The 20251-nt window shown below is 71.2% G+C and carries 17 protein-coding genes; 6 read left to right on the top strand and 11 right to left on the bottom strand.

What is annotated here, in order from left to right; genetic code table 11:
- Positions 1-19 precede the first annotated feature (19 nt).
- Entirely contained in the window at positions 20-1942 is a 1923-nt protein-coding gene (locus AB0I15_RS12340) for a Xaa-Pro dipeptidyl-peptidase (protein ID WP_358093724.1), read from the bottom strand.
- 74 nt (positions 1943-2016) lie between these two features.
- Here AB0I15_RS12340 and AB0I15_RS12335 point away from each other — a divergent pair, with 74 nt between their 5' ends.
- Both AB0I15_RS12335 and AB0I15_RS12330 read left to right on the top strand, forming a co-directional pair.
- Positions 2017-3081: an ADP-ribosylglycohydrolase family protein gene (locus AB0I15_RS12335; protein ID WP_358093721.1), complete on the top strand. Its 1065-nt coding sequence runs from the start codon at positions 2017-2019 to the stop codon at positions 3079-3081.
- A 222-nt stretch (positions 3082-3303) separates the two neighbouring features.
- The gene (locus AB0I15_RS12330; RefSeq protein ID WP_358093718.1) at positions 3304-3963 is read left to right on the top strand and encodes an FCD domain-containing protein; all 660 of its coding nucleotides are present in this window, start codon (positions 3304-3306) and stop codon (positions 3961-3963) included.
- A gap of 203 nt (positions 3964-4166) precedes the next feature.
- Here AB0I15_RS12330 and AB0I15_RS12325 read toward each other — a convergent pair whose 3' ends face one another.
- Both AB0I15_RS12325 and AB0I15_RS12320 read right to left on the bottom strand, forming a co-directional pair.
- Positions 4167-4844 (bottom strand): carboxymuconolactone decarboxylase family protein, encoded by a 678-nt coding sequence (locus AB0I15_RS12325; protein WP_358093715.1) that lies wholly within the window; start codon positions 4842-4844, stop codon positions 4167-4169.
- Positions 4845-4953: 109 nt separating this feature from the next.
- Positions 4954-5670, bottom strand: coding sequence for a hypothetical protein (locus AB0I15_RS12320; RefSeq protein WP_358093712.1), 717 nt, complete (start codon positions 5668-5670; stop codon positions 4954-4956).
- Between the two features lie 149 nt (positions 5671-5819).
- Here AB0I15_RS12320 and AB0I15_RS12315 point away from each other — a divergent pair, with 149 nt between their 5' ends.
- Positions 5820-6065, top strand: coding sequence for a hypothetical protein (locus AB0I15_RS12315; RefSeq protein WP_358093709.1), 246 nt, complete (start codon positions 5820-5822; stop codon positions 6063-6065).
- Between the two features lie 166 nt (positions 6066-6231).
- Here AB0I15_RS12315 and AB0I15_RS12310 read toward each other — a convergent pair whose 3' ends face one another.
- The 7 genes from AB0I15_RS12310 to AB0I15_RS12280 form a co-directional block, all read right to left on the bottom strand.
- On the bottom strand, positions 6232-6798 hold the full coding sequence (locus tag AB0I15_RS12310) for a nuclear transport factor 2 family protein (protein WP_358093706.1): 567 nt from the start codon (positions 6796-6798) through the stop codon (positions 6232-6234).
- 580 nt (positions 6799-7378) lie between these two features.
- Entirely contained in the window at positions 7379-9037 is a 1659-nt protein-coding gene (locus AB0I15_RS12305; protein WP_358093703.1) for a hypothetical protein, read from the bottom strand.
- A 143-nt stretch (positions 9038-9180) separates the two neighbouring features.
- Entirely contained in the window at positions 9181-9525 is a 345-nt protein-coding gene (nirD, locus tag AB0I15_RS12300; RefSeq protein ID WP_358093701.1) for a nitrite reductase small subunit NirD, read from the bottom strand.
- A complete protein-coding gene (gene nirB / locus AB0I15_RS12295; RefSeq protein WP_358093698.1) occupies positions 9522-11951 on the bottom strand; it encodes a nitrite reductase large subunit NirB in 2430 nt (809 codons plus the stop codon). The genes nirD and nirB overlap by 4 nt, the downstream gene beginning before the upstream one ends.
- Positions 11948-13342, bottom strand: coding sequence for an FAD-dependent oxidoreductase (locus tag AB0I15_RS12290; RefSeq protein WP_358093695.1), 1395 nt, complete (start codon positions 13340-13342; stop codon positions 11948-11950). The genes nirB and AB0I15_RS12290 overlap by 4 nt, the downstream gene beginning before the upstream one ends.
- The gene (locus tag AB0I15_RS12285; RefSeq protein ID WP_358093692.1) at positions 13339-15357 is read right to left on the bottom strand and encodes a molybdopterin-dependent oxidoreductase; all 2019 of its coding nucleotides are present in this window, start codon (positions 15355-15357) and stop codon (positions 13339-13341) included. Before AB0I15_RS12285 ends, AB0I15_RS12290 begins: the two co-directional genes overlap by 4 nt.
- Before the next feature lies 1 nt (position 15358).
- Positions 15359-16669, bottom strand: a complete 1311-nt coding sequence (locus AB0I15_RS12280) for an MFS transporter (RefSeq protein ID WP_358093689.1) — start codon at positions 16667-16669, stop codon at positions 15359-15361.
- 201 nt (positions 16670-16870) lie between these two features.
- On the opposite strand from AB0I15_RS12280, the gene AB0I15_RS12275 reads away from it, so the two are divergent.
- A complete protein-coding gene (locus AB0I15_RS12275) occupies positions 16871-17158 on the top strand; it encodes a hypothetical protein (RefSeq protein WP_358093686.1) in 288 nt (95 codons plus the stop codon).
- Between the two features lie 57 nt (positions 17159-17215).
- Here AB0I15_RS12275 and AB0I15_RS12270 read toward each other — a convergent pair whose 3' ends face one another.
- The gene (locus AB0I15_RS12270; RefSeq protein WP_358093683.1) at positions 17216-17692 is read right to left on the bottom strand and encodes a GNAT family N-acetyltransferase; all 477 of its coding nucleotides are present in this window, start codon (positions 17690-17692) and stop codon (positions 17216-17218) included.
- 117 nt (positions 17693-17809) lie between these two features.
- Between AB0I15_RS12270 and AB0I15_RS12265 the strand changes: the two genes are divergently transcribed.
- Positions 17810-19738, top strand: coding sequence for a hypothetical protein (locus AB0I15_RS12265; RefSeq protein WP_358093680.1), 1929 nt, complete (start codon positions 17810-17812; stop codon positions 19736-19738).
- Positions 19739-19818: 80 nt separating this feature from the next.
- The coding region (locus AB0I15_RS12260) for a winged helix-turn-helix domain-containing protein (protein WP_358093677.1) at positions 19819-20251 on the top strand (433 nt) is incomplete at its 3' end.

The following is a 20251-nucleotide window of genomic DNA, read 5'->3' as shown; positions in this document are numbered from 1 at the left end:
CGGGACCCCTACGGCGCCTTTAGAAGAAGTGGAACCCGGGCTCGGGCTCGGGCAACTCGACCCGCTCCGGCCCGCGGAACCTGGCCGTGTCCTTCGGCACGTCGGCCAGCGGCGTGCCCAGCACGAACGGCACGGTCACGCTGCTCCTGGCCAGGTCGACGGTGACGTTCGCCCCGGTGCCGTCCTCGCCGGTGTAGGTCGAGTCGGTGCCGGCGACCACGAGGCCGATCCGGTGACCCTTCCTGAACGTGTAGTCCTGCGGCAGCGTCAACCACTTCACCGTGCCGTACGTGCCCGCGGGCAGCGGCTTGGACTGGCTGAGCGAGTCGCGGTTCTGCACGTCGATCCAGCCGCGGGCGACGATCTCCAGCGGGCGGGTGGCCACGTTCGTGACGACCTTGCGGTAGCAGGCGTCGTCGGCCGCCGTGCTCTCGCCGTGGCAGTCCTCCTCGGTGAGCGTGGTGATGCCCTGGCCGCGGCGCCAGTCGACCCGCGTTTCGTCACCGAAGTCCACCAGGAGCGCGGTCAGGTTGGCGGTGGGCTTGTCGAGCTTGACCCGCAGGTCGGCGGTGGGCGTGCCGGACAGGCGCAGGCTCAGCGGCAGCGCGCCCGTGGTGAACGCCACCCGGCCCGGGTTCGGCGTGCCCACGTCGGCCACCATGTCGGTCTCGCTCATGGCGACGTCGGTGAAGGACGCGGTGCTGTTCCTGGCGGCGGGCTTGAGGCCGAGCGAGCCGTCGGCCGCGGGGCGCAGCGACGCCTTGAGCGCGTACGGGGCCGGCCAGTCGCGCTGGGTGATCCACTGCGCCGGGCCGATCTCGACGTCGGCGCGGGGCTCCCGCGTGATGTCGTTGCGCACGCCGTGCAGCCAGTGGTCGAACCAGCGGTGCAGCGTGTCCACCCACAGCGTCCTGCGGCCCTCGAAGTCGAACGGGTCCACGTGCTGGGTCTGCCCGACCCAGATCTTGCGCGGCACGTTCCGGTCGGCCAGAGCCTTCCACCAGGTGGAGAAGTTGTCGGGCTTGACGTTGAGGTCGTTGACCGTGTGGATGACGAAGACGCTGGCCTTGACCTTGGAGGCGTCGCCGAGCAGGCCCTTGATGTAGTCGCGCTCGGCCCAGAACGGGTTGTGGTTGCCCGTGTCGTCGCCGTCCTCGGCGTCCATCCTGTCGCGCACCTGCTGACACTTGGCCTCGGGGTCGGTGTCGACGTAGTTGGCCAGCCAGGAGGCGTAGTCGTAGTTGTAGATGACGCCGTTCGAGCGCTGGTACTTGTACCAGGAGCTGATCGCCGAGATGGGCACGATGGTCTTCAGGCCCTCGACGCCGGTGGCGGCGACGGCGTTGGCGAGGGTGCCGTCGTACGACTTGCCGATCATGGCGGACTTGCCGGTGGTCCAGTCGGCGACGGCCGGGGTACCGTCGGGCCTGAGCGCCTTGGCGCGGCCGTTCAGCCAGTCGATGACGGCCTTGCCGCCCAGCACGTCGGCCTTGCCGCCGATGTCGGGGCAGCCGTCGGAGCGGGTGGTGCCGAGCATGTCGACGTTGAGGACGGCGTAGCCGCGCGGGACAAAGTAATTGTCGTAGAAGAGCGGGAATTTAGTGACATTTCCGGCGGCGTCGTAAATCTTGCGCTCTGCCTCGTTTCCACGGCCGGAGTTGTCGTAGTAGGGGCTCTCGTCAATGATCACCGGCACCTTGAGCCCGGGGCCGGACTCCTTGGGGCGGATGATGTCCACTCGTACCCTGTCCAGGGCGCCGTCCAGGTCGCTGTCGACGGTGGACTCGACGTACACGTGCTCGCGGATGGCGTCCGCGTACGAGAAGACCGGCTGCGTACGGCCGTTCTGAACGGTGATCGCCGGACCGGCGGTCGCCTGGGCTGGGGTCGCCAACGCCAGAGTGAGGGCGACGGCGAAGAGGGCCGGGCGTAATTGCGACACGCGTGACCTCCGGGACTTTATAGTCAATGACTCGCAATCTCTCAGACGGCCTGGGACCTGGCAAGATCCGGGGTATGGATGTTCAGGATCGAGTCCGGGGCTGCCTCCTGGGCGGCGCGATCGGCGACGCGCTGGGCGCACCGATCGAATTCCAGTCGTTGCGGGATATTCGCCGTGAGCATGGAGCGGAGGGCGTCGCCGGATATGTCACGACATGGCGTGGCAGAACCGGCCTCATCACCGACGACACCCAGATGACCCTCTTCACGGTCGAGGGTCTGCTGAACGCCCGCGCCGCTCACGCTAGCCGACCGGGCGGCAGAGGTCCCGGCGGCACGCGGGCGGCCTCCGACGCGGTCCGGCAGGCGTACCTGCGCTGGCTGGACACCCAGAACCACCCGGGTCCCCCGCCCGCCGACCGGCCGCACCGCACGGGCCCGCTGCGGGAGGAGGGCTGGCTCTACTCACGCCGCGCCCCCGGCAACGCCTGCCTGTCGGGCCTGGGCCGCCCGTTCCCCGGGCCGTCCCCGTTCGGGGAGCCGGGGCCGGTGAACCCCCGCTCGAAGGGGTGCGGCACGGTGATGCGCTCGGCCCCGTTCGGCTTCATGACCGTCTCGGCCGCCGGACCGCCCGGCTCCGAGGAGGCGTTCGAGCTGGCGGCCGTCTGCGCGCAGATCACCCACGGGCACCCGACCGGCTACCTGGCCGCCGGGGCGTTCGCGGCGATCGTGGCCCGCCTGATGGCCGGCGACGCCCTGGAGCCCGCCGTCTACCACGCCCTGCACCTGCTGGCCGCCTACCCCGCCCACGACGAGACCAGCGCCGCCCTGCGCGCCGCCCTGACGCTGGCACAGGCCGAGGGCGGCCACTCGCCGGAGCGGGTGGAGTCGCTGGGCGGCGCGTGGGTGGCCGAGGAGGCGCTGGCCATCGGCGTCTACTGCGCCCTGGCCGAGCCCTCGGTGGAGCGGGCCATGCTGCTGTCGGTCAACCACTCGGGTGACAGCGACTCGACGGGCTCGGTGTGCGGCAACCTGCTGGGCGCCCTGCACGGCCCCTCGGCCCTGCCCGAGCCCTGGCTGCGCCCGCTGGAGGGCCGCACCACCATCGACCGCCTCGCCACAGCCGCCGCAGCGCCCTGACACGGCGCACTGACACGGCGCACTGACACGGCGCCCTGACGCGGCGGCCCGATGCGGCGGCCTCATGCGGGCCCTGATGCGGCAGCCTCATACGGCGGCCTGATGCGGGCCCTGATGCGGCGGTCGCCTCGACTGCCGCGCCGTGGCTCGCCGTGACGGCCGCCCGGCCCTAGCCTTGGCAGCGTCTAGGGTGGATTTCTTCAGCCGATGAGGAGAAGGTGCATGCGAAACGTCGCTCGGACCTCGCTCGTGGACGCCGCCATCGACGAGCTCCGCCGGGAGATCGCCGGCGGGGTCTGGCCCGTCGGCACCAAGATCCCATCCGAGAGCCAGCTCGCGCAGAGCCTCGGCATGAGCCGGCTGTCCGTACGGGAGGCGGTGCGCGTCCTGGCCCACGCGGGGCTGCTGCACACCCGGCAGGGTGACGGCACGTACGTGACCGCGACCGACGAGTCCAAGGTCGCGCTGCGCCGGCGGCTCGACACGGCCGCCGCCATGGACATCATCGACGTGCGCCGGGGGCTCGACCTCGTGGCCGCCCGGCTGGCGGCGGGCCGGCGTACCGAGGAGGACCTGGCGGCGATGCGCGAGACCCTGGCCCGCAGGAACACGGCCGGGCGGGCGGGCGACCTCGACGGCTTCGCCGACGCCGACGTCGACTTCCACCTGCAGGTGGCGGACGCGGCCCACAACGCGCTGCTCGCCGACCTCTACCGCAGCATGAGCGACGCGCTGCGCGACAGCGTCAGGGACCAGGAGGAGGCGGCCCTCGACCCGGACACCTCGCACGAGGACCTGCTGCGCGCGATCGAGGACGGCGACGCGTCCCGGGCGATCGCCGTCTCCGTCGCCATCCTCGACCAGCAGGAGCGCGACCTCTGAGCGTCGCCGCCACCCGGTGCCGCCGCCCGGTGCCGCCGCCGGGTGCCGCCGCCGGGCGCGGTCCGCCGCGCACCCGTCCGGCAAGCCCGCCGCCGGCTGATCGGTCAGGAGGCGCCGTCCGGTTCACCGGCTTGCGCGCCCGGCCCATCGGCCGCGACAACCGATTCGCCGGCCTGAGCGACCGATTCGCCAGCCTGGGAAGCCTATTCGCCGACCTGGGCGACCGGTTCGCCGGCCTTGGTGGCTGGTTCGCCAGCTTTGGTGGTCGGTTCGGCGGCCTTGGTGGTCGGTTCGGCGGCCTTGGTGGGCGGTTCGATGACCTGGGTGGCCGGTTCGGCGGCCTTGGTGGCTGGTTCGGCGGCCTTGGTGGGCGGTTCGATGCCTGCGAGGAGGTTGAAGGCGCCGGTCAGCAGGTTGAGGGCCACCAGCCCGACGATCTCCGTGATGATCCGGTCGCTCCACCCGTGCGCCCGCAGATCGGCCACGTCCTGATCCGTCAGCGAGGCGGGCTCGGTGAGCACCCGCACCGCCACCCCGATCAGCGCCGCCTCGCGGGCGTCCGCGGCGGTGCCCCGCCGGGCCAGCGCGAGGTCGTCCTCGCTCACCCCCACTTTGCGAGCCGCGCCCGCGTGCGCCTGCTTGCACATCTCGCAGCCGAGCCGCTCCTGCACGGCCAGCGAGATCCTCTCCCTCAAGGGCCGAGGGAGCTCGGACCCCTTCATGGCCCGGGTCAGCCCCAGATATCCCGCCAGCACGGCCGGTGAGTGGGCCATCGTCGCGACCATCTCCCCCACCGAGCCGTGCCTCTCGGCGAGGTCGGTCAGCAGTTCGCGGGACTTGCCGGGAGCCTCGGCGGGTTCGAGCGCGGTCAGGCGTCGCATGGGTCCTCCTCCAGGCGGTGGCGCACAGGAAAAAGCCGGAGTGCGCCCCGACGCGTGCCGCTCGGGAAAACGGCGTCGCGGGCACACCCCGGCGGTCTGTCCCCGGCTCCTACCCAGAAATCACGATGGTGTCCGCCCCCGATGGCTCCGGTTCATCTTTCTTCCCGCGCGCCAGAGGCGGCAGGCGCAGCCCCACCACCGCCAGCAGCGCTCCCCCGAGAGCGGCGAACACCAGCGTGTACGCGGGCACCCCACCGTCATCCCGGCCGGCGGCCACAGCGGCCTGACCGGCGGCGGGGAAGGCGGTGACAGGTGCGCTGGTGGCGGGAGGAGCGGCGGCCACCGTCGCCGGTTCGCCACGCGGGAAGCCCGGCGGCCGTACGTCACCCCAGTAGTCCTTGACGCCTTCCGAGATGGCCGCCACCAGGTCCGGCGGCACGGGGTTGACCTTGAGCCCGCCGGGCACGGTGAGCGTGCCCACCTCGTACGGCCGGAAGAGCCCCTGGACCCCCTCCACCTTCCACACGCCCTTGGGCACCACCACGGACGTCACATAGTGCCCCGCCTCGGGCAGGGCCGTGCCGTCGAACAGCGCGCTCTCCCCGTCGTCCCGGGTGAGCCGCAGCCCGACGGCCCCCAGGCTCCCCTCGAACGGATGAGTGCCGTGCTGCAGCACCCAGAACCCCACCGTGTACGACGTGCCGGCCTCGAATCTCGACGTGTGGGCGTCCAGGTACGTCACCGCCCACCCGCCCGCCGCCGAAGCGGGCACACCCCCGGTGACCAGCGTGGCCACGGCGGCCAGCGCGATCAGGATCATCCTCATGGGACCACCTCCGGTGTTGATACACCGGAGGCGGGACGGAGGTTCCCGGCCGGGGCGGCCGCCGTACCAAGAAAATGCGCCATTTCCCGATAGGGCGAGCACAATGGAGGAAAGGCGAGAATTCGGCGAGGAGCAGGGAGGCTTGCGCCGTGTCCGCCGCCGGGCGTGAATATCTGACCGCGATGCTGGACGTGCTCGTTTACGAGAACGTATTGGTCGCGTGGCGACGAGCGCCCCTGCGCGGATACATGATCGTCTCGCACGAGGGCGAGGAGATCCGGCTGACGGCCCGACAGGCAGAAACGTGGACGCGGGGCGCCTTCGCCGTCTACCTCGCGATGGTCGATCAGCGCCGGATCAACCCCCGCATCCCCGGCGACACCGCCACAAATTAGCCCACACAATCCGCAAGCCCATATTTCTGGATATGCCGCACCATAACGCCGCGCCGAAACGCTCAGTCACGCCGCCGGGTCACCAGAGGGATTCGGCAGGCGTACGGCCGGGACGTATTCGGGAAGCGGCCGGGAAGCAGCGGGCCTCCCGGCCTCGGTCCCGGGCTCAGCCGGCCTGGTTGTTCATGAAGTGCGAGATCTTCCACTCACCGCCGTCACGGGAGAGCACGAACAGCTCCCGGTAGTTGTCGTCCCCCTGCTTGCTCGTCGAGCTGACGACCGCGTCCTCGCTGCCCGCCGTACGCGCCTCCTCGATGGTGTGCGTGGCCTGCCCCATGTCGTTCGACCCCTGCATCTGACCCTGGAACAGCGTGCGGATCGCCTGGGAGCCCTCCGCGGTGGGCTCACCGTCCAGCGCGACCACCGCGTTGTCGGTGAACGAGCTGACGAGCTGGTCGGCGTTGCCCGACTTGAGCGCGGTGAAGTACCCCTGGACGACCGCCTTGGCCTGACCACCGGCCCCACCCTGGGTGGCGGTGTCGGTCGGCGAGGCGGTGCCGGTCGACATGTCGGTCTCTTCGGGTGACATCCCGGAGTCCATGTCGGTGGGCGTCGCCGGGCTGGCCGCCCCCTTCATCGCCTGGGTGTTGTTCCCCGCGGAGCAGCCCGCGACCAGGAGGGCGGGGACGAGCGCCGCCAGCAGGAGTGCCCTGCGCTGAGAAATCTTGCTCATGGCCGCTTTGATGCCCCCGCCGAACCTGGGCGAATGCGGGGTTTAGGCACTCCGCACGACGCCTTTACCTGGTCCGGGTATTACTCACGGTAACGCTTCACTGGAATTGGAGAGACCGTTCAGTGCTTCGATCGTTGCCAGCATGAGACCAGTTGGCCCGAGACCGCCGATAGCGTCCATCCAGTGCCGCGAATCCAGGCGAATCCCGAACCCCTGCCCCAGCGCGAGGACGCCGAACGCTGCGAAAGCGTCGAGTCCGGACGGAGATGCGTGCTGCCAACGGCCCACCGGAGCCCACACGTCTACCCGCCGGTAGAGGCCAAGCCCGTGGAGGTCAGAGCGTAGCCACCCGCCCGCCCACGGCGCAGCCGATCCGCACGAACGGCCGCGCCGGGGAGCATCCCCCACCATCACGGGCATGGCTACCGCGGTATCCAGGGTTCCCCCGCCCGGCGAAGGCCACCGCCGTCCCGGGCGCCCCGGCCCCTCCCGCCACCGGGATCACCGGTCACCGTCGGTGACCGGGCCGGGACGGCACATCCGTGCCGCAGGAGCACCCGGCGTCACGGCGCCCAGAGCGCTACAGCCGGATGACGTCGTAGTAGTCGAGGCGGTCGACGGTCAGCTTCAGCCGGCCGTGCCGGCAGGAGAACGCCGGCGACGTCGGCGACGCGAAATCCGGCGAGATGAGTGAGACGCGGCGCGGGCAGGAGTCGAGGTCGGCCTCCACGGTGAACCCTGACTGGGGCACGATGCCCCGGTCGTAGTTGTGGTTGACGAGGTGGATGGAGCGCCTGCCGGTTCCGCGCTGCACGAGCAGGCTCGCCGCGACACCGGCCGCCCCGGCCCGCACCGTCCGGGCGCCGATCGCGTTGTCCTTGAAGATCGCCCGATGGTCCTTGTAGAAGCGGGTGTGGGTCCGGAAGAAGTCCATCATGCCGAGGTCCGTCGCGGTGGGGCTGCCGACGGTGTCCTTCAGGTGGAAGGCGGGGAAGATGCCGTTCGCGTACGCCTCGGCGCCGAAGATCCGCCAGTAGTCCTTCCTCTCCTGCGGCGGCAGGGCGAGGTAGTCGGTCATCATGTCGTTCGGCCAGTCGATGAACACGACGACCGGCACGTGGCCCGCGATCCGGGCGCTCTGCTCCTTCAGGTGGCGGTACTGCGACTGGAGCGACTTGGCGCCGTCGAGGTGGCCGTCGACCACCGGCACGTAGTCGGCGCCGCGGAAGTCGGGCGTCTGCTCGTCCGGGTTCCACGGGTACATGCCGACGCTGTTGAAGTCCACGTAGGGCCACAGCCCGTTCGAGGAGATGAGCAGGCCGCGGTGCCGGGTGCGCCGGGCGTACGCCCGCAGTTCGTCGACGATCTCCTTCCAGTACCGGCGGATGTAGGTGGCGGTGAACGACGTGTCCTCGGCGTACATGCGGTTGGCGACCACCCGGCCCCACTCGGGAGCCAGCGGGTTCGCCGCGTTCAGGGGGTCGCGGTTCCAGCCGCCGGCCCGCAGGTAGTCGCGGTAGTTGAAGTTGGCCGTCAGGTCGCCGGCCGGCACGTCGCGACGCAGGATGTTGTCGCCGGTCATGCCGAAGCGCGACGTCCAGTCCGCGGCGGTGAAGGCCGGATATTTCGCCAGCAGATACCGGTTGAAGTCGGCGATCGCGTAGTCGTCGAAGCCCTCGTTGCCGTTGAAGCCGTACTTCGACCCGCCGCTGAATCCGGCGTTGACCTCGTCGAGGTTGAGCCCGTCGACCCCGCCGTCGACCTGGATGCGTGCCCAGGACAGGAGGTACTCGCGGTATTTCGGGTTGAAGATGTTGCCCCGCCGCGCCGGCTCGGGAAAACCGAATTCGTCATGCGGCACCGGAACGCCGTCCGCGTCGCGCGTCGACATGTCGTCGAAGATCTCGGCGGTGGCGAAGTCCTTCGGGAAGATCACGCTCGCCGTGCCGCTGCCCATGAAGGTGATGCCCTGGGCGTGGTAGCGGTCGATCTGCGCGAAGTCGTAGTCGGCCGCCTCGTCCCCCGCCGTGGACCACTTCCCGATCGCGCGGATGGTGGTGTCGGGGTCGAGCTCGTAGACCTGCGGGTCCTCCTCGTGCACGTCCGACTGGCTGAAGCCGTACACGACGAAGTCGTCCGCCCTGGACGGGCCCGCCGTGGCGGCGGCCGGCTGTGCCGCCGCGAGCGCCACCGCCAGAATGCCCGCTGACCAGCGCAACAGCCCAGATCGCCGTGGCATCATGTCCCCCTGGGGGCTTCGGCGTCGCTCATCGGCAGATTTTCGAAAGCATATGCCGGGTCATCCACATGGGGAAGCGCTCGCGCCGAAGGCCCCCCGCGCTCACGGGGGGCCGACCGGGAAGATCCCCTCTGCCGTGGCCGTCAGACGGTGGCCATGGCGGGCTGGAGGCTGACCTCCACGTGGCCGTCGTCCCCCACCCGTACGGCGTAGACCGGCACCGACACCGTCACGTCGTCCAGGCAGCGGCCCGACACCAGCGAGAAGACCTGCTTGTGCAGCGGCGAGGCCACGGTCGGCTCGCCCTTCCTGGTGCCCACGATGCCGCGCGAGAGCACGTACGCCCCGCTGAACGGGTCCAGGTTGGCCAGCGCGTGCAGCTCGCCCTCGTACGTGCGGAACAGGGCCACCTGAGTGCCGTCGACCAGGGCGCAGACGCCGCGCTCCGGCAGCAGGGCGTCGAAGCCGCAGATCCTCGTCCAGCTCATCGGGCCATCACCGGCTTGATCTGGCCGCGCTCGCTGCCGAACACGATCGACGGGTCGGGCACCCCGGGGGCGTTGACGAAGCTGACGAACCGGCTCAGCTTCTCGGGGTCGTCCAGGGTGGCCTGCCATTCGTCGGCGTAGGTGGCGATGTGGTGCTCCATCTGCGTGTCGAGGTCGGCGCAGATGCCGAGCGAGTCTTCCATGATCACCTCACGGAGATAGTCGAGTCCGCCGTCCAGCGACTCGAGCCAGGCGGCGGTGCGTTGCAAGCGGTCGGCGGTGCGGATGTAGAACATCAGGAAACGGTCGATGGTCCTGATCAGCTCGTCGGTGGTCAGGTCGTTGGCCAGCAGGTCGGCGTGGCGGGGCTTGAAGCCGCCGTTGCCGCCGACGTACAGGTTCCAGCCCTGCTCGGTGGCGATGATGCCGAAGTCCTTCGAGCGGGCCTCGGCGCATTCGCGGGCGCAGCCGGAGACGGCCGACTTGAGCTTGTGCGGCGAGCGCAGGCCGCGGTAGCGCAGCTCCAGGGCGATCGCCATGCCCACCGAGTCCTGCACGCCGTAGCGGCACCAGGTGGAGCCCACGCACGACTTCACCGTGCGCAGCGCCTTGCCGTACGCGTGCCCCGACTCGAACCCGGCCTCCACCAGGCGCCGCCAGATCTCCGGCAACTGCTCGACCCGGGCGCCGAACAGGTCGATGCGCTGCCCGCCGGTGATCTTCGTGTAGAGGCCGAAGTCGCGGGCGACCTCGCCGATCACGATGAGCTTGTCGGGCGTGATCTCGCCGCCGGGGATGCGCGGGACGACGGAGTAGGTGCCGTTCTTCTGGATGTTGGCCAGGAAGGCGTCGTTGGTGTCCTGGAGGGCGGCGCGTTCGCCCTCCAGCACGTGGCCGTTGTGCAGGGAGGCCAGGATCGAGGCCACGGCCGGCTTGCAGATGTCGCAGCCCCGGCCGTGCCCGTGCTGGGAGATGAGCTCGGAGAAGGTGGTGATGCGGCGTACGCGGACGATGTCGTACAGCTCGGCCCGCGAGTACGTGAAGTGCTCGCACAGGGCCTTGCTCACCTCGACGCCCGACTTCTCCAGCAACTGCTTGAGCATCGGTACGCAACTGCCGCACGTCGTCCCGGCCCGCGTGCACGCCTTGATGGCGGGCACGTCGGTGACGCCCTTGTCGGCGATGGCCGTGCGGATGTCGCCCGCGCACACGTTGTTGCACGAGCACACCTGCGCCTCGTCGGGCAGGTCGAGGCTCGCGCCGGCCCCGCTGAACAGCAGGTCCGACGGCGAGGCCGGCAGTTCCTTGCCCACGAAGGGCCGCAGCGACGTGTACGGCGAGGCGTCGCCCACGCAGATGCCGCCGAGCAGCGTCCGCGCGTCGTCGCTGATGAACAGCCTCTTGTAGACGCCGCCCACCGGGTCCATGTAGGTGACGTCGAGTGCCCCCTCCATGGCGCCGAACTGCGCCACCTCGACGCCCAGCAGCTTGAGCTTCGTGGACATGTCGGCGCCCTCGAACGTCGAGGAGCCGCCCGTGATCCGGTCTGCGGCCACCTCGGCCATCGTGTTGCACGGCCCGACGAGCCCGTACACCATGCCGCCGGCCAGCGCGCACTCGCCGACCGCGTAGATCGAGGGGTCGGAGGTGCGCATCGCCGGGTCCACCACGATGCCGCCGCGCGGCCCCACCTCGAGGCCGGACGACCTGGCCAGCTCGTCGCGCGGCCTGATGCCCGCCGAGAACACCACGACCTGGGCCTCGACCAGCGTGCCGTCCGGCTTGCGCAGCCCGCGGACCTGGCCCTCGTCGTCGGTGACGATCTCCTGCACCCCGGCGCCGGCGTGCACGCTCAGCCCGAGGCCCTCGATGTGCGCCTTCAGCACCGAGCCGCCGCCCTCGTCCACCTGGCGCGGCATCAGCCAGGGGCTCATCTCGACGATGTGCGCCTTCAGCCCGAGCGCCCGCAGCGCGTCGGCGGCCTCCAGTCCGAGCAGCCCGCCGCCGACCACGACGCCCTCGGCGGCGTCCTTGGCGGCCACCCTGATCGCGTCGAGGTCCTCGAGCGTGCGGTAGACGAACGCGTGCTCGGCGCCGGGGACCGGCGGCACGAACGGCGCGGAGCCGGTGGCCAGCACGAGCACGTCATAGGGCTCGACGCCGCCGTCCGCCAGCGTGACGTGGCGGGCCTGCCGGTCGATGCCGGTGACCCGGGTGTTCAGCCTGGTCACGACCCCGGCGGGGACCTCGTAGGTGAGGTCCTCGGCGGTGGTGCCGGACAGGTAGGAGGTCAGCGCCACCCGGTCGTAGGCCGGCCGCGGCTCCTCACCGATCACGGTGACCCGCCCGCCGAACCCCTTGCCCGTGAGGGACTCGACGAGCCGGTGAGCCGTCGGACCATATCCAACGACGACGATCCTGTTCATACGGAGATCCCTTCCTGCTCGCACAGCCAGCCGACGATGCCCTCCACGGCGTCGCGGCAGGTCCCGCATCCGGTCGTGGCCCTGGTCGCGGCCGCCACCCCGGCCACGTCCCGCGCACCGGCCTCCCAGCACGCCCTGATCTGGCCCTTGGTGACGTTGTTGCACTGGCAGATCTTGGCCGCGTCGGGGATCAGCGTCGGGCTGTCGGCCACGGGCGCCGGCGACAGCCCGGGGAACAGCAGCCCCGCCCGGTCTCCCGGCACCGGGCCGCCCCGGTCGAAGAGCTGGGTGAGCGTGCCGACGGCGTCGCTCTCGCCCAGCAGGATCGCGCCGACCAGCCGGCCGTCGCGGATGACGAGCTTGCGGTAGGTGCCGCGGGCCCGGTGGCTGAAGCGCACCACCTCGGCGTGCTCCTCGCTGAGCTGGGTCTCGCCCATGGCGGCCAGTTCGACGCTCTTGGCCTTGAGCCGGGTGACGAGCCGGGAGCCCCGGTAGAGGGCCTTGCCGCCGGTGATGACGTCCGCGGCCACGGTGGCCTGCTCCCAGGCGGGGGCGACCAGGCCGTACACGGTGCCCTCGTGCTCGGCGCACTCGCCGATGGCGAAGATCGACGGGTCGTCGGTGCGCAGCTCGTCGTCCACGACGACGCCGCGCCGTACCTCCAGGCCCGCATCGGCGGCCGGCCCGGTCACGGGGCGCACGCCGCAGGCGAGCACCACGAGGTCGCCCTCGATCAGCTCGCCGTCGTCGAGCCGGACGCCGCCCTCCTCCACGCCGCAGGCGCTGGCGCCGGTGCGGATGTCCACGCCGAGCCCGGCCAGCGTCTCACCGAGCACCTCGCCGGCCTCGACGTCGAGCTGGCGCTCCATCAGGTGGCCGGCCAGGTGCAGCAGCGTGACGGGCAGGCCGCGCCCGGCCAGGCCGCGGGCGGCCTCGATGCCGAGCAGGCCGCCGCCGATGACCACGGCCCGGCCGGCGCTCCGGGCGCGCTCCATGATGCGCTCGCAGTCGCCGAGCGTGCGGAACGGGATGGCCCGCTCAACCCCGGGCAGCGGCGGCACGATCGCGTCGCTGCCGGTGGCCAGGACCAGCAGGTCGTACGGCTCGCGCCGCCCGTCCTCGGTCACGACGTGCCGGGTCTCCCTGTCGATGTGGGCCACGGCGCTGCCGAAGACGGCCGTCACGTTGTGGGTCTCGTACCAGGAGGCGTCGAGCAGGCGCACCTGCTCGGGCCGCGAGCTGCCGGCCAGCACGTTCGACAGCAGCACCCGGTTGTACGGCGGGCACGTCTCCGCGCCGAGAACAGTGATCTTCATGTGCGGGTCGCGGGTGCGCACCTCGCTCACCAGCCGCGACCCGGCCATCCCGTTTCCCACGACGACTAGCCTCATGAGTCCCTCTCCACCCTGACCGCGCAGACCTTGAACTCCGGCATCCTCGACGTCGGGTCGAGGGCCGGGTTGGTGAGCCGGTTGGCGCCCTCCCAGTGGAAGGGCATGAATACGGTGTCGCGCCTGATCGCGTCGCTGATCCTGGCGACGGCCTTGCTCTCACCTCTCCTGCTGCTGACCCGCACCACGTCCCCGGCGGCGATGCCGAGCTGCTCGGCCAGGTCCGGGTGCAGCTCGACGAACGGTTCGGGGGCCGCCTGCACGAGCGCGGCGATCCTGCGGGTCTGGGCGCCGCTCTGGTAGTGGGCGAGCACCCGGCCGGTGGTCAGGTAGACGGGGTAGTCCGCGTCGGTCTCCTCGGCCGGCGGCCGGTGCTGGACGGGCACGAACCTGGCCCGCCCGTCGGGGGTGGCGAAGGCGTCGAGGAACGGGCGCGGCGTGCCGGGGTGCTCCGGCGAGGGGCAGGGCCAGAACACGCCGGTCTCGTCCGCGATGCGCTCGTAGGTGATGCCGGAGTAGTCGGCCGGGCCGCCGGCGCTGGCGCGGCGCAGCTCGTCGAAGACCTTGACCGGCTCGGTCTCGAAGCGGTGCCCGAGGCGCTCGGCCAGTGCCGCGATGACGTCCAGGTCGCTCCTGACGCCGGCGGGGGGCGTGACGGCCTTGCGGCGCAGCAGGACCCGGCCTTCGAGGTTGGTCATGGTGCCGCCCTCCTCGGCCCACTGGGTCACGGGGAGGACCACGTCGGCCAGCGCCGCCGTCTCCGACATGACGAAGTCGCAGGTGACGAGCAGGTCGAGGGCGGCGATGCGCTCGGCCACGTGCTCGGCGGCGGGGGCGGAGATGATCGGGTTGGACCCGAAGAGCAGCATCGCCCGCGGCCCGTCCGGGGTGCCGAGCGCGTCCAGCAGCTCGTACGCCGACCGCCCCGGCCCCGGCAGGCTGTCGGCCGGCACGCCCCAGACCCCGGCGACGTGCTCCCTGGCCGCCGGGTCGTCGATCTTGCGGTAGCCGGGGAGCTGGTCGGCCTTCTGCCCGTGCTCCCTGCCGCCCTGCCCGTTGCCCTGCCCGGTCACGCAGCCGTAGCCGGAGCCGTGGGTGCCGGGCAGGCCGAGCGCGAGCGCCAGGTTGATGAACGCGCTCACGGTGTCGGTGCCCTTGGCGTGCTGCTCCGCGCCGCGCCCGGTCAGAATGTACGCCTTGTCCACCGCGGCCAGCGCCCTGACCGCCTGCCGCATCTGGTGGACGGGCACCCCGGTGATCCGCTCGACCCGCTCGGGCCACCAGGAGGCCAGCGAGGTGCGCACCTCGTCGAACCCGGTGGTCCTGGCGGCCACGTACGTCTCGTCGACCAGCTCGTCGGCGATGGCCAGGTGCAGCATCCCGAGCGCCAGCGCCAGGTCGGTGCCGGGCGTGGGCTGCAGGTGCAGCCAGGCCAGCTTGGCCGTCGGGGTGCGGCGCGGGTCGATGACGATCACGCGCGGGCCCGTCAGGTGGCGCACGAACGGGGGCATGGTCTCGGCGACGTTCCCGCCGGCCAGCAGGACGACGTCGGCGTCGCCCAGGTCGGTGATCGGGAACGGCATGCCCCGGTCCAGGCCGAACGCCTTGAGCGAGGCGGCGGCGGCCGAGGACATGCAGAAGCGGCCGTTGTAGTCGATCTGGCTGGTGCCGAGGGCGACCCTGGCGAACTTGCCCAGCGAGTACGCCTTCTCGTTGGTCAGCCCGCCCCCGCCGAACACGGCCACGGCGTCGGGGCCGTGCTCGGCGCGGAGGGCGGCCAGCCGGTCCGCCACGTAGTCGAGCGCGACGTCCCAGTCCACGGGCTCGCCGTGCAGGAGGGGGGTGGTCAGGCGTTCGCCGTTGGTGAGCAGCTCGCCCGCCGTCCACCCCTTCTGACACAGCGCCCCCGAGGCGTTGGCGGGGATGTCGGTCCTGGGGGTGACGGCCAGCCCGGGACCGATCTCCATGCCGCACTGCAGGGCGCAGTACGGGCAGTGGGTCTTCGTCGCCGTCACGTCAGACCCTGACGTGGGCGAGGCTCGCCACGACCTTGACGCCGACCGTGCGCGTGTAGCACCACCAGGTCAGGGCGAAGCAGGACACGTAGAAGACGGCGAAGGCGAGGAAGGCGGGGGCGGGGGTGCCGGCCGCGGCGAACGCCATGCCGAACGCCCGGTTGATGAGGAACCCGCCGAGCGCCCCGACCGCCGAGATGATGCCGATGGCGGCCGAGGCCTGGCGCTTGCCGTACAGCAGGGCCTCCTCGCCCTCGCCGCGCTCGGCCACGGCCTTGGCCTGGAAGATGGCCGGGATCATCCGGTACGTGGAGCCGTTGCCGATGCCGGAGGTGAGGAAGAGCGTCTGGAAGGCCAGGAAGAACAGCCAGAAGCTGCCCGAGGTGCTGGCCAGCCAGACCAGGATCACACCCACCCCCATGGCGGCGAAGTTCCACAGCGTCACGGGCGCGCCGCCGAGCTTGTCGGCCAGCCAGCCGCCCACGGGCCTGATCAGCGACCCGATCAGCGGCCCGGCGAAGGCCACCGCGGCGAACGGCGCGTCGGGGAACAGGCTCTTGCTCAGCAGCGGGAAGGCCGTGGAGTAGCCGATGAACGAGCCGAAGGTGCCGATGTACAGGAACGACATGATCCAGGTCTGGGCCCTGCCCGCCACGGCGAGCTGCTCGCGCGGGTCGGCCTTGGCGCTGGTGAGGTTGTCCATGAAGAACCAGGCGCAGGCGCCGGCCACGACGATGAACGGGATCCAGAACCAGCCCGCGGCGGCCAGGCCGAGCGAGCCGATCACCAGCGGCATGACGAGCTGGACCGAGCTGACGCCGATGTTGCCGCCGGCGGCGTTCAGCCCGAGCGCGACCCCCTGCTTGTGGCGGGGATAGAAGTAGGTGATGTTGGCCATGCTGGAGGCGAAGTTCCCGCCGCCGAAGCCGGCCAGGGCCGCGATCACCAGGAAGAGCCAGTAGGGCGTGTCCGGGTTGTTCACCGCCACCCCGAGCAGCACGGCGGGGATGAGCAGCAGCACCGCGCTGACCACGGTGAAGTTCCGGCCGCCGAACTTGGCCGGGCCGAAGGTGTAGGGCACCCGCAGGACCGAGCCGATCAGGTTCGGCAGTGCCACCAGCCAGAAGAGCTGGTCGGTGGTGAACTCGTAGGCTCCCATCTTGGTGGCCACGATGCTCCACAGCGTCCACACGGTGAAGCCGAGGTGTTCGGCCGCGATCGAGAAGATCAGGTTGCGCCGTGCGACGCGCTTGCCTGAACTCTCCCAGAAGGCTGGGTCATCGGGGTGCCACTCGGCGATCCAGCGCGCCATCGACTCTCCTACACTCGGCGTCCGGGATCTCCAAGGTAGGAAGCGCTCGTTACGCACTTTGACCCTGCGTGGCTGTGCGTTCGTTACGGGTGATTCACCTCGGTAACAAGCCACGCACATGTGTCACGGACGAAACACGCCCGTAATGATCGGTTACGTGCTCCTGGCTGGGGTAACAGCACTCACAGCAAGGGGGGAATCATGATCAAGAAGCTGCATCAGATGGGCGTCCGGTCGAGTCACATGTACACCGCGGGGGTGGCCTCGATCGCTCTGTCCTTGGGGACGTGGGTCATGTCGAGGAGCGTCGAGCAGGCGGGCCTCGATCGGGCCGACCGATGGGGGATTTTCATCGGGGAGTGGGCGCCCACGTTCTTCGCGCTCGGAATCGCGCTCCGGATGGAGGAGACCCACCGCGAGCTGGACGAGCAGGAAACCGGCATGTTCGAGGCCGAAGGCATGCGGACAAGATCGCACGCCGGCGTTTAACCGATATGTCAGGCAGGTCACGTCACTGTGCGTGACCTGCCTGACCTTTGTGCACGGTCAGTCGTGGCGGCCGGCCAGTCGCTCGAGCGGCTCGTCGGTGAGCCGGTATCTCAGCCACTCGTCCTGGCGCACGGCGCCGAGCTTGTCGTAGAAGCCGATGGACGGCTCGTTCCAGTCGAGGACGGCCCACTCCAGCCGCTGGTAGCCGCGCTGCTCGCAGATCCCGGCCAGTTCCCGCATCAGGGCCAGGCCGTGGCCGCCGCCACGGTGGCGCGGGCGGACGTACAGGTCCTCCATGTAGACGCCGTGCACGCCGCGCCACGTCGAGAACGTCAGGAACCACAGGGTGAAGCCGGCCACCTCGCCGTCCTGCTCGGCGATGTGGGCGAAGGCCGCGGGACGGTCGCCGAAGAGCGTGTCGTGGAGCTGCCGCTCGGTCACCCGGACCTCGTGGGCGGCCTTCTCGTAGGTGGCGAGCTCGCGGATCATGCTGACGATCTCCGGCACGTCAGCGGGTGTTGCTGGACGAATCATGGCATTCAGCGTACGTGGCGTTGAACCCCACCCCGTGCCCCATACGTCTATACCTAGAACGGTATTCGGGGGACCGTTCGGACGCTCCATGACATTGACCGGCCGGGGGGAGCGGATGTGAGCGTTGCACAAGAGGTGGGAGTGCTGCCACCTCCATGTTCGGACCTCAGGCTGGCCCTCGTGCTGGGCGAGCGCGCGCTGTACGTGAACGGGGATCTGCAGACCGCGCGGCGCTGGTTCGACACGGCCTACCGGCAGGCGGAGTCGTGCGGCGATCCGCCCGGCCTGGCACGGGCCAGCCTGGGGCTCAGCGGGATCTGGGTCCAGGAGCACCGGACGAGCGCGGAGTCGGAGATGGTCCGGGCCCGCCAGCGGCACGCGCTGTCGCTGATCGACCCCTGCTCGTCACTGGCGCTGCGGCTGCGTACGCGGATGCGCGGCGAGCAGGACTACCGCGCCGGCGAGCACGCGGGCATGCTGCGGCTGCTGGCGCAGGCCAGAGGCTCGGGTGACGCGCTGGCGCTGGCGGAGGCGCTGAGCCTGGCGCACCACTGCCTGCTGGGCCCCGAGCACGGGCAGCTCCGGCTGGAGCTGTCCGGGGAGCTGATCGGCCAGGCCGCCGTCACCGAGCGCCGGGGCGATCTGCTCATGGGCCTGCTGTGGCGCACGGTGGACCTCTACCTGGCCGCCGACCCGCACGCCGAACGCTGCCTGGAGGAGCTGCGCGGCCTGCTGGACGACCACCACCACCTGGCCATCGGGTACGTGGCCAGCGCCATCGACGTCATGCTGACCATCCGCGCCGGCCGCTTCGACGACGCGGAGAAACTGGCGGGCACGTGCTTCGAACGCGGCGTCAAGGCCGGCGACCTGGACGCCACCGGCTGGTACGGCGGCCAGATCGCCGCCATCCGCTGGTACCAGGGCCGCGCCGCCGAGCTGCTGCCCGCCCTGACCGACCTGGTCAGCTCCCCCACGCTCAGCCCCATCGACCACTCCTACCTGGCGGGCCTGGCCCTGGCCACCGCCATCTCGGGCGACCACCGGCGGGCGGCGGGGCACCTGGCCCGGCTGCGCGGCCGTGACCTGGCCGACCTGCCCAGCTCGAGCACGTGGCTGTTCTCCATGTTCTGCGCCGTGGAGACCGCCCACATGCTGCAGGACGCCGACACGGCCGCCCGCGCGTACGCGCTGCTCCTCCCCCACGCGCGGCTGCCGGTGATCGCCAGCATCGGCGTGGCCTGCTTCGGCACCGTGCGCCACGCGCTGGGCATGGCCGCGCTCACCATCGGCGACCTGGACCTGGCCATCGAGCACCTGCGCGGCGCCGTGCACGACAACCTGGCGCTGGGCCACTGGCCGGCCGCCACGCTCTCCCGCTGCCGCCTCGGGCAGGCGCTGGCGCTGCGCGACGGCACCCAGGACAGGACCGCCCGCCGCGAGCAGGCCACCGCCGCGCAGGAGGCCAGGGAGCTGGGCATGATGCTGCCCGCCGTGGCCGGGCGCACGGCCACGGCCCACGGCGTCTGCCGCATCCGGCGGCACGGGCGGCACTGGCAGGTCGAGCTGGGCGGGCGGCTGGCACAGGTGGAGCACAGCGTCGGCATGGCGCACCTGTCCACGCTGGTCGCCAACCCCGGCAGGGAGATCCTGGCCGCCGACCTCGCGGCCGACCTCGCGGCGGGGACGGCGGCGCGGGAGGGCGAGTCGGCCCAGCCGCTGCTCGACGACCTGGCCAGGGACACCTACCGGCAGCGGCTGACCCAGTTGCAGGAGGAGATCGAGGAACTGGAGTCGATGCACGACCTCGAGCGGGCGGCGGCGCTGCGGCTGGAGCGCGAGTGGTTGGTGGCCGAGCTGTCGGCGGCGACCGGTATCGGCGGGCGGGTGCGGCCGTTCACGGGGAACGACGAGCGCGCCAGGATCGCGGTCGGCAAGGCGATCAGGCGGGCGCTGACGCGCATCGCGGCGGTGGACCAGGCGATCGGCGAGGAGTTGCGGGCCACGGTGCAGACCGGGGTGCGCTGCGCGTACCGGCCCCGGTGAGGCGCGGCACGCGGATGGAACGGAATGTCACGCCTACTGAGGGAGGGGGTTCGGTTCCAGCTTCCACTGGGGGATATTTCATGCGTCATCCGCAAAGGCTCAACGTTCCGATACATCTTGATCGCAATCTGTCCGAGCCGCTGCACGACCAGCTCGCCGCCCAGCTCCGCCAGGCCATCGTCCGGGGTCAGCTCGCCGCCCGCACCCGGATGCCGTCCACCCGCACCCTGGCCGGCGTGCTGGGGGTCTCGCGCGGGGTGGCGCTGGCGGCGTACGAGAGCCTGCTGGCCGAGGGGTACGTCGCCGGCCGGCATGGCTCGGGCACGTACGTGTCCGGCCCGTCGGCCGAGGTACGGCAGCGGCCGACGGCCGACCGGGAGCCCGTCCAGCCCGCGCCGGCCACGGGCCCGCTCATCGACCTGCGCATGGACCGGCCGACCGCGCAGGCGTTCCCGCTGGCCGCGTGGCGGGCGGCCTGGCGGCGGGCGAGCCACCGGCCGCCGCTGGACGAGC

Source organism: Nonomuraea sp. NPDC050643 (genome assembly GCF_040654715.1).
In the GTDB taxonomy this organism is placed as follows: domain Bacteria; phylum Actinomycetota; class Actinomycetes; order Streptosporangiales; family Streptosporangiaceae; genus Nonomuraea.
This window is presented reverse-complemented; position numbering and strand designations above follow the sequence as displayed.